This window comes from Streptomyces oceani (genome assembly GCF_001751245.1).
Classification (GTDB): domain Bacteria; phylum Actinomycetota; class Actinomycetes; order Streptomycetales; family Streptomycetaceae; genus Streptomyces; species Streptomyces oceani.
In genome coordinates, this window is record NZ_LJGU01000115.1 from 84729 (window position 1) to 100199 (window position 15471).

Below are 15471 nucleotides of genomic sequence, written 5' to 3' on the forward strand. Positions count from 1 at the left end.
GGAGGTGTTCGACGATGATGTTCATCGAACTGTTCGTGTCCGAAGCGGCTCTCACCCCCGAAGGGCGCCGCCGTGTGGCGCGGCGTCTCGGGGTGCTCCAGGAGATGACCGCTGGTACTCCCGAGGAGGGAGAGGGAGAGGTCATGGCTCCCCGGTCGGCCGCGGTCGCCGCCGCCATGTTCCAGGTGGTGGTGCACGAGCCGGAGATCTGGGTGGCCTCCGAGCGGGTCCTCACGACGCAGGACCCACCGCGCTGTCTCGTACGCGTGCATGTTCCCGGCCCGTGGCGCAAGGACATGAGCGAGACCCTGATCGCGTACGCGACGCGGATCGTCTCCGAAGAGCTGGACGACGGCGATCGGCCCTACCAGGAACCCACCGTGCAGGTCCATGTCGTCGGGCTCACCGAGGGGAGCATCGGCCTCCTGGGGAAAGCCCACACGTCGAACGACCTCGTCGAGATGCTGAGCGAGCCGTACGAGGCGGACGCGGCCGAGGGCAAGGCGCTCCGGGATCCGAAGTGCGGGGTGCTCGTCCCACTGGACGAGAGCACGGCCACCGTGAGGTTGGACGGCGAGCTGTACGCGTTCTGTTGTCGGGGGTGTCGGGAGGAGTTCCTGGAAAAGCGCGGGCAGCGTCCGGCCTAAGTCCCGCCGCCGAGGTCACCCGAGCTGCACCCGGGCGAGCGCCCGCCCGGGCTTCAGCGCGCGGCCCCGCTCGTAGGCGGCCGTGTGGGCGTGCAGCTCACCCAGCAGCCGCGCGACGTCCGGGTGGTGCGGGTTGGGTCCGCCACGGAGCGCGTGCGCGGCGCCGAGGAGCTCCGCCGCCGCGTACGCGTCGCCCTGCCGGTGGCGGAGATCCGCGAGGGCGACGGCGAGGTGGGCGAGCATCGGCATGTCCGGCATGGTGGCGGCGAGGTGCCGGGCCGTGTCGAGATGGCGTGCCGCCACGTCGAGTTCTCCGGTGGCGGTGGCGAGGTGTCCCGCGCAGCCCAGATACAGGAGACGTTCCGGAGTATCGATCAAGGAGCCGCGGTCGGCGAGGGCGAGCTGGCGTTCAGCCTCCGCCAGGTCATCGTCCTGCCGCGCCAGGTCCGCCAGCACGACCCTGGCCAGTGCCACCTGGTGGGTGGAGTGCGCCTGGCGCACCACCTCCCGCAGTTCGGCATGGGCCACGGTGATGTCTCCAGCGTGGACCCGGACCATCGCCAACCAGACGCGCTGTCCGTCATGGGCGCCCAGATCCTCGGCCAGCCGCTCCGCCTCCGTCAGCATCCGGCATGCCTCGGCGGCGTCGCCCGCCGTGATTCGGGCGGACGCCAGCGACATCAGGGCGATCGAAAGCGCCCAGCGCTCTCCGGCCTCGCGGAACGCCGTCACGGCCTGGGCGATACTTCGCCGCCCCTCCCGCGTGGCACCGGCCGCGCCGTGCAGCAGCGAACAGGCGAACCAGAGCATCCCCCGCGTCCACGCGTCCGGGTGTCCCAGGTGCGGCTCCAGCGCCGACAGGCCGACCTCCGCCTCCTCCGTGCCCAGCGCCAGCAACGCCCGGACGAACGCGGCGGTGGGGTCGTGGGTGTGCGGCGGAGGACCGACGACGGTCCGTACGTCGGCGAGTTCACCGGCGAACACGGCGTTGAGCAGATAGCCGGCGGTCGCCCGCAGCCGGTCCCGCTCAGCGGCTCCCTCGGCCAGCCCCCATACCGTCGCGAGGTGCCTGACGGAGCCAGCGTGCTCGCCGCGGACGGTCCAGAACATGCCGAGCGCGGCGCCGAGCCGTACGGCGGTGTCGGCGTCACCCGTGTCGCCCGCGAACCTCAACGCGGCCAAGAGGTTGTCGTGTTCGGCCGTGAGCCGGGCGATCCAGGGGAGTTGCCCCGCACCGCGTAACTCGGGCTCCGCCCGCTCCGCGAGCTCCAGGAAGCAGGCGGCGTGCGCGACGCGTGCCGAGTGCAGTCGGCCCGTCTCGGACAGGCGTTCCCGTCCGTACTCGAGGATGGTGTCCAACATCCGGTAGCGGCACCCGTCCACGATCACCAGGGACTTGTCGACGAGGGCGTACAGCGCCTCCCTGGTGACACCGACCCGTTCGGCCGAGTCCACGGTGCAGCCCGACTGGAACACCGCGGTCAGTTCCGCCGCGACACGTTCGCTCTCCGACAGCAGCTCCCAGCTCCACGCCACCACGGAGCGCAGTGTCCGGTGCCGGGGCGGGGCCGTACGGCTGCCGCCGGACAACAGCCGGAAGCGATCGTCCAGAGCCTCCGTGAGCGTCTCGATCGGCATCGACCGAAGGCGGGCGGCGGCCAGCTCGATCGCCAGCGGCAGGCCGTCGAGCCGCTCGCAGATCCGAGCCACCGCCTCGGTGCGGGCGAAGTCGGGTCGTACGGCCCGCGCGCGGTCGACGAACAGCTGTACCGCCGGGCCTGGTTCGAGCGGCGGCACCGGGCACAGCGCCTCCGCGGTGATGCCGAGCGACTCCCGGCCGGTGGCCAGCACGCGCAGTGCCGGGCAGCGGCCCAGCAACTCCTCTGCCAGCCGGGCGACCGCCTCCGCCAGGTGCTCGCACCCGTCCAGGACCAGCAGGGTGTCCCGAGCGGACAGCGTCTCCGCCACCCGGGACAGCACGTCTCCCGGGCTCCGCAGGCCGAGCGCGCTCGCGACCGCGTGCGGCACGTCCTCCGGGCTGTGCACCGGCGCCAGTTCGACCAGGCACACGGCGTCCGGGAGGTCGGCCGCGAAGGTCGTCGCCAGTCTGGTCTTCCCGACGCCGCCCGGACCCACCAGGGTCACCAGTCGGCTGGCTCCGAACCGCTCGCGGAGATGTCGCTGTTCCGACTCGCGGCCGACGTAACTCGTCAACGGCGCCCGCAGGTTGCTGCGTGCGCTGCGTGTGCTCTCGGAGCCCGCGCCGTCGCGCAGGATACGCAGATGCAACCCGCGCAGTTCCGCCCCCGGTTCGACGCCCAACTCCTCGGCGGCGACCGTACGGTAGTCCTGGTACGCGGCGAGCGCCTCGACCTGCCGGCCGTCCGCCTCCAGGGCCGTCAGGAGCAGCAGGCGCAACCGCTCCCGCAACGGGTGCGCGGCGATGAGCCGTTCCAGCTCGGCGATGGTCGCGGACCGGTCCACGCCGGCGTCGTCCAGCTGCGCCTCGAACAGATCCTCCGTCGCGTCGAGCCACCGCTCCCGTAGCCGCACGCTCGCCGCGGTGCCGCAGGCCAACTCGGCGACCTCGGCCAGGGGTTCGCCTCGCCAGAGTCGCAACGCCTCGCTGAGCCGGTCGGCCGCCAGGCCGCGCGCGCCGTCCCGCAGAGCCCGGCGGCCTTCCGTGGTCAGCCGCTCGAAGCGCACGGCGTCCACCGCGTCGGCGGGCAGACGGAGGCGGTACCCGGCTGGTTCCGACCCCAACACGTCATACGGACGCAGCGTCCGTCGTAACCGGGAGATCAGCGAATGGAGCGCGGAGTTCGGATGGTCCGGCATGTCGTCCGGCCACAGCGCGTCGATCAGGGCACGCGAGGTGACGGTCTCCCCGGCGTTCAGTGCCAGCGTGACCAGCAGTGCGCGCAGCCGGACGCCGCCCACCGGCACGTTTCGGCCGTCGACGACCACCCGCAGCGGACCCAGGACACCGATGTGCATCCCCGTATTCTGCGGCGCCCGGGCACACCGACGCCACAACCCGCCCTACCGGGAAAGCCGATGTCGCCGGTCCAGCGTGCCGGCTACGATCAGGCGGTCGGCGGTCGGTCGGCCGTCACCAGGATCAGCGAGATCGGAGGGCCAGTTGACGCAGACCCGGGACGTGCTGGAGGTACTGCGCGAGGCGTTCGGCGCCGACGTCGTCGGCGCGTACCAACACGGCTCGGCCGTGCTCGGGGGCCTGCGACCGCACAGCGACATCGACGTCTTCGCCGTCCTGCGACGCTCCACCACGGCCCGGGAGCGACGGACGCTGGTCGAGGAGCTGATGGGGTTCTCCGGTGAGCGGGCGCGGCACGGGCCGGCGCGTCCGGTGGAGTTGACCCTCGTCGTCCAGTCGGAGGTCAGTCCCTGGCGGTATCCACCCAACTGCGAGTTCCAGTACGGCGAGTGGCTGCGGGACGACTACGAACGCGGGGCGACCCCCTCCCCCACTCCGAGCCCCGACCTCGCACCGTTGATCACCATGGTGCGGGGCGCCGACGCGCCGCTGCTCGGGCCGCCGCCGGCCGACGTACTGCCGCCGGTGCCGCCCGAGGACCTGCGCCGCGCGCTGGTCGCCGGGGTGCCGGAGCTGCTCGACGAGTTGGAGACGGACACCCGTAACGTCCTGCTGACGCTGGCCCGGGTCTGGATGACCCTCGCCACCGGGACGATCACCTCCAAGGACGCCGCCGCCGACTGGGCGCTGGAGCGGCTCGCCGCGGATGAGCGCGGGCCGCTCGCGCACGCGCGCGCCGTGTACCTGGGGGCCGAGGAGGAGGCGTGGGACGGCCTGTTGCCGCGCCTGCGCGGGCACGCGGCGTGCGTCGTACGGGAGATCGAGCGGCTGGCCACGGACGCCCCGCCGGAGGCGGGTCCGTACTGACCTGCGGATGGTCACAACATCCCACGTGTCAGCGGCACTTCAGCGCCCCGGGAAGTCTGTCCTACCCGATCTCATCGGAGTCGGTAGCGGCCGGTACCACGATACGGCGCCGGTCCGGAGCAGTGCGTGCCAGAGGTGCCGGTCCCGCGGCGACCACGACCTGACGACGGGCGGCGTTCTCGGGGGATTATGGCTTCCGAGCACGTCCGAGAAACCGCGCGTCCGGCCACAGGAGAGAGGGTTCAGGATGGAGCCGCTGAGGGCGGGAGATTCGGAGCGGGTGGGTGGCTTCGTGTTGCGGGGGCGGCTGGGCGCCGGCGGGATGGGTGAGGTGTTCCTGGGCCGGTCACCGGGGGGCCGCTCGGTAGCGGTGAAGGTGGTGTACCCGCACCTTGCCGGTCAGCGTGAGTTCCGAGCCCGTTTCGCCGCGGAGGTGGCGGCGGCCGAGGCGGTCGGCGGGGCGTTCACCGCCCCCGTGGTGGCGTCCGGGCCGGAGGATGACCCGCCGTGGATCGCGACCGCCTACATACCCGGCCCGAACCTGGCCGAAGCCGTGGCCGAGGCCGGCCCGCTGCCGGAGCGGTCGGTATGGGGCTTGGCGGCCGGCCTGGTGGAGGCGTTGCAGGCCATCCACGCCAGAGGGCTGCTGCATCGCGATCTGAAGCCGGCGAACGTGATGTTGGCAGCGGACGGGCCGCGGGTCATCGACTTCGGGATCGCGCGCACCTTGGAGGTCACCTCGGTGACGAGGACTGGGATGGTCGTCGGCACGGCCGGCTTCATGCCGCCCGAACAGGCGCAAGGCGGTCAGGTCGGGCCGGCTGCCGACGTCTTCTCCCTCGGGGTGGTCCTCGCCTTCGCCGCCAGCGGCAGCGAGCCGTTCGGTCAGGGACAACCCTTGGCGATCCTCCACCGCGTGGTCAACGACGATCCGCGCCTGGACGCCCTCGACGGCCCGCTCCGTGACCTGGTCGCCGCCTGTCTGGCCAAGAGCCCGGACGAGCGGCCCACTCTCCCTCAGCTGCTGGACCGGATCACCGTGCACTGGGACCCGCCGGACGGCGCTTCGGGCACCTCGCCCTGGCCTGTCGGCGTGACCACCCTCATCGAGCACCGAGTCGACGCCCCTACCGCGTCCTACACCCAGGCCTCCGACTCCACGCATGACGCGCCGACCGCGACAGCGGACACCACGGAGAAGGAGCTGAGCAGGCGGTTCGAGGACGCTCTGCACGGCGCCAGCCGCCCCGCCGATGCGGTGGAGCTTTTCGAGCAGGCCGTTGCCAACCACGCGCACGTCCTCGGCCCCGATCACCCTGCCACCCTGCTCCGTCGCCACGAAGAGGCGCAGAACCTCGGCCTTGTGGGGGTCCGCGCCGAGGCGGCAGAGCTCTTCGCCGGGGTCGCCGCCGACCGCGCACGCGTTCTCGGACCCGACCACCCCGACACACTGTGCTCCCGCCACCACCATGCCCTCTACCTGAGCGGGGGCACGAAAAACCTCAAGGCCGCACGGCTCATGGCCGGGGTCGCCGCCGACCAGGCACGCGTTCTCGGACCCGACCACCCGGACACACTGTGCTCCCGCCGCAACCGTGCCCTCTACCTGGGCCAGGGCGGGAGATTCCTCAAGGCCGCACGGCTCATGGCCGGGGTCGCCGCCGACCAGGCACGCGTTCTCGGACCCGACCACCCCGACACCTGGCGCTCCCACCACGACCACGCCAGATTCCTCAGCCGTAGCCGGCGGCTCCGATGGTGATCTCCGGCCAGCGACAGCGGCAGCTCTGAGGACGACCACGTGGAGGTCGCCTCCTGCCCCGCACGGTTCATCTCCGGGACGACGGACACGTTCCTGTGGATGGCCACCGCTCGCCCCGGTCGACAGCGTCCCGAAGTCGCTGCTTGACGTGCCTGTGCGCGGCTCGCCTCTCCTTGATGCGACACGGACCCAGCACGTTCCGCCGCCCGCCCTCAACAGGTCCGGCCTGGCCGGTACTTACGCGCGGAACCGGCCGCAGCCACCGCCCGCCTCCACCAGTACCAGCATGGTCGAGTCCCACTCCAGGGTGCCGTCCTGCTCGCTGCCGTCCGGGCTGTCGGTGGGCACGGTGAAGGCGTGCGCGCGCAGCGCCGTCACGGCGTGCTCGGTCAACGGCCACGCCCTGGCAGTTGCTCGGCGTACTCGCTGAGCTTCTGGCGCACCCCGCGCTTGGCGATGCCGAGATTCTCCGGGTCGTTGACCATGGCCTGGGCGGCCTTCTTCCCCTGTTCCATCGTGATGTGCGGCGGGATGGGGGCGATCTCCGCGTCGGTCTTGAACTCCAGCACCACCGGCTGCTGGCTGGCCAGCGCGGTGTCCCAGGCGGCGCCGACCTGTTCGGGGTCGTCGCAGTAGACGCCCTTGAGGCCGAGCAGTTCGGCGTACCGCGCGTACGGCACGTCCGGCAGACTCTGCGAGCCGGGGAACTTCGGATCACCGGCCATGGCGCGCTGTTCCCAGGTGACCTGGTTGAGGTCCTGGTTGTTGAAGACGCAGAAGACGAACGGCGGGCCGCCGGAGAGGTGTTCGCCGTAGCGCTTGACGGTGATCATCTCGTTCATGCCGTTCATCTGGAAGGCGCCGTCCCCGAGGAAGGCGATCACCGGCCGGTCGGGGTAGGCGAAGCGTGCGGCGATCGCGTACGGCACGCCCGGGCCCATCGTGGCCAGGGTGCCGGACAGCGAGGCCCGCATCCCACGGCGCAGCTTGAGGTGCCGGGCCCACCAGTTGGTGCCGGAGCCGGAGTCGGCGGTGACGAGCACGTCGTCCGGCAGCTTCGGGGACAGCACGTGCGCGACGGACTGCGGGTTGATCTTGCCGTCGAAGTGCTGGCTGGCGCGTTTGTCCAGCACGTCGTCCCACTCGCGGACGCTGGACTCGATGTGCTCCCGCCAGCCGCGCTCCGTCTTGCGGTGCAGCAGCGGGATGAGCTGCCGCAGGGTCTCGCGGGTGTCGCCCACCACGTGCGCGTCCATCGGATAGCGGATGCCGATCATCCTGCCGTCGATGTTGATCTCCACTCCGCGTACGGAGCCCTCGTCCGGCAGCCACTCGGCGTACGGGAAGCTGCTGCCCACCATGAACAGGGTGTCGCAACCCCGGATCATGTCGTCGCTGGCCTTGCTCCCGAGCAGCCCGATCGGTCCGGTGACGAACGGCAGGTCGTCCGGCACCACCTCACGCCCGAGCAGCGCCTTGGCCACACCCGCGCCCAGCAGCTCCGCGGTCTGCACGACCTCCTCCTCGGCGTGCGCCGCGCCCTGCCCGATGAGCATCGCGACCTTGTCGCCGGAGTTGAGGATCTCGGCCGCCTGCCGCAGCTCGTCCTCGGCCGGTAGCACCCGGGGCCGGCTCCAGCCCACGCTGGAGTACACCGCTCCGTGCGACTTCGGCGGCGAGGGCACCGCCTCGGATTCCGCGACGTCCTCCGGCAGGATGATCGTGGCGACGCCGCGCATGGTCAGCGCGGTCTTGAACGCCCGGTCGATGACGTGCCGGGCCTGGGCCGGCTGGTAGATCATCTGGCAGAACTCCGAGACGTCGGAGAACAGGCTCTCCAGGGCGATCTCCTGCTGGTAGTGCGAGCCGAGGCAGAGTGTCTTCTGCTGCCCCACGAGAGCGACGACCGGCTGGTGGTCCAGCTTGGCGTCGTAGAGACCGTTGAGCAGGTGTACGGCGCCCGGCCCGGAGGTGGCGACGCAGCAGCCGACCTGTCCGGTGAACTTCGCGTGGCCGCAGGCCATGAAAGCGGCCATCTCCTCGTGCCGGGCCTGGATCAGGGCCGGGTCACCCTGAGCACGGTCGAAGGCGCCCAGCAGGCCGTTGATGCCGTCACCGGGATAGCCGTAGACGCGGTGCGCGCCCCACTCCCGCAGACGTTCCAGGACGAAATCGGCTACCAGTGGCATAGCGCCTCTCCTCACTCGCGGTCGGTGGCGAGTCACGTCACACTTGACCCGGGGCGGGTTCCTTGCGCGTACCCCCCTAAACCGGTGCCCCGCGGACGCTTGCCGGAGCACGGAGCGTCCCGTGGGCACGGCGGCACCGGGGGCTGGCGCCCGTAGGGAGGACGCTCGTGACCGGACGAGGCGGACAAGTTGCTCCGCCCACCGTTCCGCCCTCCCGGTATCGCGCGCTGCCGCCCGTAACCGACCACCGGACGGGAGTACGGCGTGCCTGGCGAGGCCGGCGGATCGCGCGCTTGGACCCACGAAATCTCGGACGACGTAGCGGAGTTCCCGGGCGCTTCGCCGTACCTCCGGCAGCCCGCCTTGTACACACGAGACGCTTTGTCAACCGTTGATCTCATCTGGCGGACCTCTTATCGTAACCATGGTTTCGGCCCCTCCGGCCGAAACTCGATGGGCTGACCCAGCCCAACTCTTCACGGGAGGTACGAGAATGCCCACCGCAACCTTCGATCTCGATGTGGAACTCGTGGAGTCGACCGAGAGCCAGGCGACTCACCCCGACGCGGCCCGCGAGCTGGACGAGAACGCCGCTCTGACCCCCACCACCGTCAACACCTACGCCGTCGGCGTCGCCATGTGCGTCCCGTGCTGCTGAGCCGGCGCTGAAAACGCGCCGTTGATCAACCGCCCCTCCGTGCCCGACGGCGCGGAGGGGTGTCCTTAGCGACGGACGGGGGCCAGTGCCGGAAAGCAAGCGAGCCGACGACCTGATGGACGACCGCGAACGGCCCGTGTTCCGCGCCGCGTCCTCCGGCGTGACACGCATGGCGGCTCTTCCGCTCACCCACCCCGGCGCCGTACGCACCCGCCGGGACGGCGCGGGCCGCTCCCAGGACCTCCCGCAGGGCCCGGACCAACTCGCCGGCTATTTGCTGGAGTTGGTCAAGGACCCGGTCGTACGGGAAGCCATCGAGGTGTCCAGCGCCTCGCTCGCCGCCACCCTCACCAAAGTCGAGGAGGGCGCCCCGGTCGCCGAGGCGAAGCTTCGCCGGGCCGCCCTCGCCGCCACCCGCTACGTCCTGCGGATGACCGGCCGCCCCACCCCCTTCGGACTGCTCGCCGGGGTGCGCGCCGCCCGGCTCGGCGGCCCCGAACCGGCCGTACGGACCGGCACCGCGCACCACAAGCAGGCTCGCCCGGACGCCGGTTGGCTGCACCAGGTCGCCAGCCGGCTGCACCACGACCCACGCTGCCGGGACGGTCTGCTCGTCGTCGTCAACAACCTGTGCTCCCCTCGCGGCGAACGCCTCGTACTGCCCTACGTACGCGGAGGCGCGGACGCTTCCCCGGAGAGCGTGCCGCACGAGATGACGATCGGCTACACGCCCGTCGTCCGCACCGCGGTGCGGGCGGCGCGTCACCCGCTGACCTTCGCCGAACTGCGTGCGGCCGTACGGGAGGCGTATCCGGACGCCGGGGAACACGACGTCACCCGGCTGCTCACCGGCCTGTTGGACCGTGAGGTGCTGCTCACCGACGTGGCCGCGCGCCAGGACCAGCCCGACCAACTCAGCTACGTCAACGCCCGGCTGTCCGCTGCCGACTCCCCCACCGCCGCCGGACTGCGGCGGGTGGAGCGGCTGCTGGCCGACTACACGGACAGCCCGCCCGGCGAGGGCGGGCACGCCTGGCGGTCCGCGGTCACCGCGCTACGCGAGGTACGCGCCGAGGCCTGCGGCGACGGCCGGGACACGCACGAGGACCGGCCGCCCGTACACGTCGACCTGCGGGCGGACTGCGACATCCGGCTGCCCGACACGGTGCTCACCGAGGTGACCGCCGCCGCCGACACGCTCTGGCGGCTCGGCCCCACCGAGGGACACTCTCCACACCTGACCGACTACCACAAGGCGTTCCTGGACCGCTACGGCACCGACCGCCGCGTGTCCGTACGGGAACTGCTGGATCCCCACCGTGGGCTCGGCGCTCCGGCCGGCTACCGGGTGCCCGCGAGCGACCGCGGTTCCGCGCCGACACCACCCGTGCCCTACCCGGCGGAACGCGACGAGGCGCTGGGAGCCGCCCTTCACGAGGTGCTGGCCGGCGGCCCGGGCGCCGAACTGGTGCTGGACGACGAGCTGCTCGACCGGCTCGCGCCCCCGGCGCAGAGCCCCGCCGCGCAACCCGGCTCGNGCCGCGCCACCCGGCTCGCTGGACCTGTGCGTACAGCCGCTGGCCCGTTCCGTGGCGGCGCTGGCCGCGGGGGACTACCGGCTGCTGGTGTCGAACGGCTCGTACACCGCGGGCGCGATGGCCGGGCGCTTCGCGCACGTCCTCGGCACGGAACGCGAGCTGGCCGCGCTGTACGAGGCCGAAGCCCCGGACGGCCAGCACCGGGGCGGGCCCGACGGTGGCGAGGAGGCGCCGCTTCCCGTGCAGTTGTTCTTTCAGCCCCGCAGCCCCAGGTCGAACAACGTCGCCCGTACGCCCCGACTGCTTCCGCACGCCGCACCGGTCGGCTGCTTCTCCCCCGGAGGGGGAGGCGGGCGAGGCGAGGGCGGCGACCGGACGGCCGGCCGGGAGATCGGTGCGGACATCGGCCTGGACGAGCTGGCCGTGGGAGCGACTGCGGACCGGCTGTTCCTGGTGCACGCCCCCACGGGGCGGGAGGTCGACATCCGGCGCCCCAACATGCTGAACATCGCGACGGAGGCGCCAAACCTGGCCCGGTTCCTCGCCGGCCTGGGCATGAGCGGGCTACGCCCCTGGGCACCGTGGCAGTGGAGCCGACTCGACGTGCTGCCGTACCTGCCCCGGGTGCGGCGGGGCCGTACGATCCTCTCCCCCGCCCGTTGGCGCCCCACGCCCGCGCTGCGCGACGCGGGGCTGGACGAGCGGGACTGGCTGCGGGAGCTGGACCGGTGGCGGGAGAGTTGCGCGGTCCCGGACCGGCTTCGGGTCAGCGTGCTGGACCAGCATCTCGATCTGGACCTGACGGCGCCGGTGCACCGACACGTCCTGCGCGGTCAGCTCACCGGTCGCGGCGTGCCCCTCGTACAGGAGTCGCCGCTGGCCGATCCGGCTCAGCTCGGCTGGTCCGGCGGGCACGCCACGGAGGTGGTGGTACCGCTGCTACCCGCGCGCCCCCGACCGGCCGTGCCACGAGTACGGGCCGGCTCGCGTCCTACCGGCCCCGAGGGTCCGTCCGGCTCCGGCACGCCACTGCACGCGCCCGGCGGCGAGTGGCTCTACGCGAAGCTGTACGCCGCCCGGGACCGGCTGGAGCCCCTGCTCGTACGGGAGTTGGCACCGCTGCTGGCACGGGTCGACTCGGCGGGCGACGTGGACCGTTGGTTCTTCCTGCGGTACGCCGACCCAGGCGCCCACCTGCGGCTGCGGCTGCACGGTGAACCCGCCGCGCTACGGGAGCGGGTACTGCCCGTGCTGCACGACTGGGTCGAAACCGCCACCAGTCAGGGGACCCTCCGCAAGCTGGTGCTCGACACCTACGAGCCGGAGGCCGAGCGATACGGCGGCCCGGACGCGCTGACCGCCGCCGAACGGCTCTTCCACGCGGACAGCCGCCTGGTGACCGCCCAGCTCACCGCACGAACCCGCGGACAGCTGTCCGCCCCCGTCGAGACGCTCGCGGCGACGAACCACGCCCTGCTGCTGGGAGCACTCGGCGACTGGGACTGGTGGCACTGGGTGTTGGCCACCTACCCGATGGAGCTACAGAACCGGATACCGGCGCGACAGCGGCGTGCGGCGGCCCACGTCGTGGAGCCGGCGCTGCGTGCGCCCGCTGACCCCTCGGAGAGGCCGGATTCCGAGGAACCGCTGTCCGAGGAACCGCCCGAGGTCGTCACCGCCCGTGCCGAACTGACCCGCGCGGCACGGGCGTACGGACGCGCGCTGCGCCTTGGCTCCGGTGACCCGTCCACCGCCCGCGGCTCGGCCGTCGCCAGCGTCCTGCACATGCACGCCAACCGGCTACTGGGCACCGACCGGGCGGCCGAGCAGCGCTCGTACGGCCTGCTGCGGGCGGCCGTACGCACCCAGGTCGGCCGTACGGAGCACGCCCGGGGGCGGCGCGGATGAGCACGGAAACCGCTGCGGAGACGGCGCCGTCCAGCCGCCCGGAACTGCGCGCGCGGGCGGCCGGTGTCGTCTCCCGGATCGCCGAACGGCTGCGGGACCCGGACGCGGTGGTGGCCGCCACCACCGCGAGCGGCACACACGCCGAGGTGGCGGACACCAGCTCCCCGGTGTGGGAGCCCGGTTCGCTGAACCGGGGCTACCCGGCGCTGGCCCTGCTGCACGCCGAGTTGGGACGGGACGTGCCGACCAGCGCCGGCGACCCCACGCCCGGACGTGACCTCGGCGCACACCGGACGACCGCACACCGCTACCTGGAGCTCTCGGCCGCGTCGACCAGCCAACTCCCCGTACAGGGCGCCTTCGCCGGCGTCGGGGCACTCGCCAGCGCCACACGGGTCGCCGCCGCGCACCAGGGCGAGTACGCCTCGCTGCTGCGCCGTACGGACGCCCGCATGGCCGATTACGCCCACCGGCTCACGACGCTCCACGCCTCCACCCGGGACGCCGGCCTGCCGACCTACCCGGCGGTGCTCGACGTGCTCAGCGGACTCAGCGGCGTCGGACGCTACCTGCTGCACCGACGCACCTCAGCCGCCGGTGCCGAGGGCGACCCGGATACCGAGAGCCGGACGGTGTGCGATGTGGCGCTGGGCGAGGCGATCGCCTCCCTGGTGTCGCTACGCACCCCACTGCGCGTACGCGATACCGAGGTGCCTGGCTGGTGGTACGGGCCGACGAAACGCACCCTGGTCGCCGAGGAGTTCGCCGACGGGCAGGTCAACTTCGGGCTGGGACACGGCGTGCCCGGACCGCTGGGACTACTGTCCCTGGCCTGGAGCGCGGGCGTACGACGGCCCGGCCAGGCCGAGGCCATCGAGGAGCTGGCGGAGTGGCTGCTGACGTGGCGGGAGCAGGACGAGGCGGGGGCGTACTGGACGCCGTACCTGCCGCTGCGCTACTACGCCGACCGGCACGGCCACGTCACGCCGCAGCCCGCCCGCCCCTCCTGGTGCTACGGCGCGGCCGGCACCGCGCGGGCGCTCGGTATGGCGGGCCGCGCGCTCGACCGCCCGGACTGGACCGAGGCGGGGGTGGCGGCCGTACGCGCGATGGTCCGGCGACCGCTCGACGGGTGGGGCATCCACGATCACGCGATGTGCCACGGCTGGTCCAGCGTGCTGTACCTGCTGCTGCTGTTCGAGCTGGACCATCCCGAGGCCGAACTCTCCGCCGTCACCGACGAGGTGGCGCGACGGCTGCTGAGTGGCTTCGACCCGGCGGCGCCCTTCGGCTACCGCTACTACCAGCCGGCGGCCGACCTGGAACTCGACATGCCGGGCTTCCTGGACGGTGCGTCCGGCATCGCGCTCGCCCTGCACGCGTACGCCGGCCAACGCCCCGCAGTCAGCGGCTGGGACACCCTGCTGCTGCTCAACTGACCGGTGAGTGAGTGCGCGTTCAGCCGCACGGGCCCGGAGAAGGGCCCACGCGCTCGGCAACAAACGCCTGGGGCCGGACACCGCTGGGCGCGTGAGCGTGACGCTCCGTGGGGCAGGCGGGGCACGCAGACACGGGTCGGTCCGAACCCTGGCATGTTCACGATCAACACGACAGGATGCTCACGTCATCACTGCCCCTCGTCACAGGGGCAGCCCCACCGGACGACGCGCGTAGACAGCCGGTCACCGACTCCTTCGAGCCGAGACCGCTCGAGCCGCCCGGCACGCCCGCGCTACAGGAGGACGCACCGTGTGTGAGTGTGAAGGAGGCGACCCGACGATGTCGCAGCAGTCGAAGGAGAGACCCGACCGAAACAGCGTGTCTCGCCGAAAGTTGCTTCTCGGGGCCGGTGCGGGCCTCGGTGTCACCCTGGCCGGCGTACCGTTCCTGACCAGCTCAGCCTCCGCCGCGAGCGCGAAGGACGGGAGCTGGTGCAACCCGGCGCAGGGGTACTTCCCGGACGGCGGCCACTACGGCGCTCCTCGGGGCGGAGTGGGGCACGCCGGACAGGACGTCACCAACAGCGTCGGCACCGCGCTCTACGCGGCCGCCGCCGGCAAGGTCATCCGGCTGGGTGAGGGGGTGCTCACCGGCCGGACCGGCAACGGCCTGGTCATCTCCCACGGTGGCGGGGTGTACACCTACTACGGGCACCTCAACGCGTTCCGGGTGAAGCTCAACGCCACGGTGAGCGCCGGCCAGCGGATCGGGGACATGGGCGCCACCGGCAATGTCACCGGCCCGCACCTGCACTTCGAGACCCACAGCGGCGGGCTGGGCGACACCTCCGACCCGGTCGACTTCCTGAGTGCCCGCGGGGTGGCGCTCAGCGGCGGCTGGCCGGCCATCGACCCGGGGGCGGGGGGCGAGACCGTCAAGACCATTCAGTACCTGATGACTCAGCGCGGCTACGAGCTGGTCGCGGACGGCGACTACGGGTCGACTTCGCAAGCTGCCGTGAAGAAGTTCCAGAAGGAGAAGGGCCTGGTCGACGACGCACAGGTCGGACCCAAGACCTGGCCCGTGCTCGTGTACACGCTGACGGGCGGCGACGGCAACCACGTCAAGGGTCTCCAGGTGGCGCTGAACAAGCACAGTGCCGGGCTCAGGGTCGACGGGGACTTCGGTTCCGTCACGGAGGAGGCCGTGCGGGCGTACCAGGGCGTCAACCGCCTGGTGGTCGACGGTGAGGCCGGGCCCAAGACCTGGGAGGCGCTGGTCGGCTGACGCGCGCCCGAACGGCTCACGCCGGGCGCAGCGGGGAGCGGCGGCTCCGCACAGTGCCGCCGCTTCCCGCCCACGACGCGACCCAGGCGGCAGGACGGCCTGGGTCCGCCGTCCGTC

10 protein-coding genes and 2 pseudogenes are annotated in these 15471 nt (G+C 72.3%); 9 read left to right on the forward strand and 3 right to left on the reverse strand.

From position 1 onward, the window contains the following. The first annotated feature begins 14 nt into the window (after positions 1 to 14). A complete protein-coding gene (locus AN216_RS30065) occupies positions 15 to 647 on the forward strand; it encodes a YHS domain protein (protein WP_070196211.1) in 633 nt (210 codons plus the stop codon). A 15-nt stretch (positions 648 to 662) separates the two neighbouring features. On the opposite strand, the gene AN216_RS30630 is transcribed toward AN216_RS30065, so the two are convergent. Then, the gene (locus tag AN216_RS30630; protein WP_070196212.1) at positions 663 to 3644 is read right to left on the reverse strand and encodes an ATP-binding protein; all 2982 of its coding nucleotides are present in this window, start codon (positions 3642 to 3644) and stop codon (positions 663 to 665) included. Positions 3645 to 3789: 145 nt separating this feature from the next. Between AN216_RS30630 and AN216_RS09595 the strand changes: the two genes are divergently transcribed. Together AN216_RS09595 and AN216_RS09600 are read left to right on the forward strand one after the other, a co-directional pair. Next, on the forward strand, positions 3790 to 4572 hold the full coding sequence (locus AN216_RS09595; RefSeq protein WP_070196213.1) for an aminoglycoside adenylyltransferase family protein: 783 nt from the start codon (positions 3790 to 3792) through the stop codon (positions 4570 to 4572). Positions 4573 to 4819: 247 nt separating this feature from the next. Then, positions 4820 to 6334: a serine/threonine-protein kinase gene (locus tag AN216_RS09600; protein WP_070196214.1), complete on the forward strand. Its 1515-nt coding sequence runs from the start codon at positions 4820 to 4822 to the stop codon at positions 6332 to 6334. A 237-nt stretch (positions 6335 to 6571) separates the two neighbouring features. On the opposite strand, the gene AN216_RS28085 is transcribed toward AN216_RS09600, so the two are convergent. Beyond that, positions 6572 to 6727: a hypothetical protein gene (locus AN216_RS28085; RefSeq protein WP_420855702.1), complete on the reverse strand. Its 156-nt coding sequence runs from the start codon at positions 6725 to 6727 to the stop codon at positions 6572 to 6574. Continuing rightward, entirely contained in the window at positions 6724 to 8523 is a 1800-nt protein-coding gene (locus AN216_RS09605) for a thiamine pyrophosphate-requiring protein (RefSeq protein ID WP_070196215.1), read from the reverse strand. Before AN216_RS09605 ends, AN216_RS28085 begins: the two co-directional genes overlap by 4 nt. A gap of 493 nt (positions 8524 to 9016) precedes the next feature. On the opposite strand from AN216_RS09605, the gene AN216_RS29130 reads away from it, so the two are divergent. From AN216_RS29130 to AN216_RS09630, 6 genes and pseudogenes are all read left to right on the forward strand, one after another. Next, on the forward strand, positions 9017 to 9181 hold the full coding sequence (locus AN216_RS29130) for a hypothetical protein (protein ID WP_170843073.1): 165 nt from the start codon (positions 9017 to 9019) through the stop codon (positions 9179 to 9181). Positions 9182 to 9350: 169 nt separating this feature from the next. Beyond that, positions 9351 to 10628, forward strand: a pseudogene (locus AN216_RS31000) (lantibiotic dehydratase family protein); the annotation flags it as partial. 94 nt (positions 10629 to 10722) lie between these two features. Continuing rightward, positions 10723 to 11535 (forward strand): annotated as a pseudogene (locus tag AN216_RS31005) (lantibiotic dehydratase); the annotation flags it as partial. Positions 11536 to 11682: 147 nt separating this feature from the next. Next, on the forward strand, positions 11683 to 12627 hold the full coding sequence (locus AN216_RS31010; RefSeq protein ID WP_244502396.1) for a thiopeptide-type bacteriocin biosynthesis protein: 945 nt from the start codon (positions 11683 to 11685) through the stop codon (positions 12625 to 12627). After that, positions 12624 to 14066, forward strand: coding sequence for a lanthionine synthetase C family protein (locus AN216_RS09625; protein WP_070196219.1), 1443 nt, complete (start codon positions 12624 to 12626; stop codon positions 14064 to 14066). Before AN216_RS31010 ends, AN216_RS09625 begins: the two co-directional genes overlap by 4 nt. A gap of 340 nt (positions 14067 to 14406) precedes the next feature. Then, a complete protein-coding gene (locus tag AN216_RS09630; RefSeq protein WP_070196220.1) occupies positions 14407 to 15354 on the forward strand; it encodes a peptidoglycan-binding protein in 948 nt (315 codons plus the stop codon). Positions 15355 to 15471: the final 117 nt, after the last annotated feature.

What these genes read in the sequence shown, in the direction of transcription:
- AN216_RS30630 (WP_070196212.1), bottom strand. Translation starts at nt 3,644, where the DNA reads ATGCACATCGGTGTCCTGGGTCCGCTGCGGGTGGTCGTCGACGGCCGA.
- AN216_RS09625 (WP_070196219.1), top strand. Translation starts at nt 12,624, where the DNA reads ATGAGCACGGAAACCGCTGCGGAGACGGCGCCGTCCAGCCGCCCGGAA.
- AN216_RS09600 (WP_070196214.1), top strand. Translation starts at nt 4,820, where the DNA reads ATGGAGCCGCTGAGGGCGGGAGATTCGGAGCGGGTGGGTGGCTTCGTG.
- AN216_RS09630 (WP_070196220.1), top strand. Translation starts at nt 14,407, where the DNA reads ATGTCGCAGCAGTCGAAGGAGAGACCCGACCGAAACAGCGTGTCTCGC.
- AN216_RS09605 (WP_070196215.1), bottom strand. Translation starts at nt 8,523, where the DNA reads ATGCCACTGGTAGCCGATTTCGTCCTGGAACGTCTGCGGGAGTGGGGC.
- AN216_RS30065 (WP_070196211.1), top strand. Translation starts at nt 15, where the DNA reads ATGATGTTCATCGAACTGTTCGTGTCCGAAGCGGCTCTCACCCCCGAA.
- AN216_RS29130 (WP_170843073.1), top strand. Translation starts at nt 9,017, where the DNA reads ATGCCCACCGCAACCTTCGATCTCGATGTGGAACTCGTGGAGTCGACC.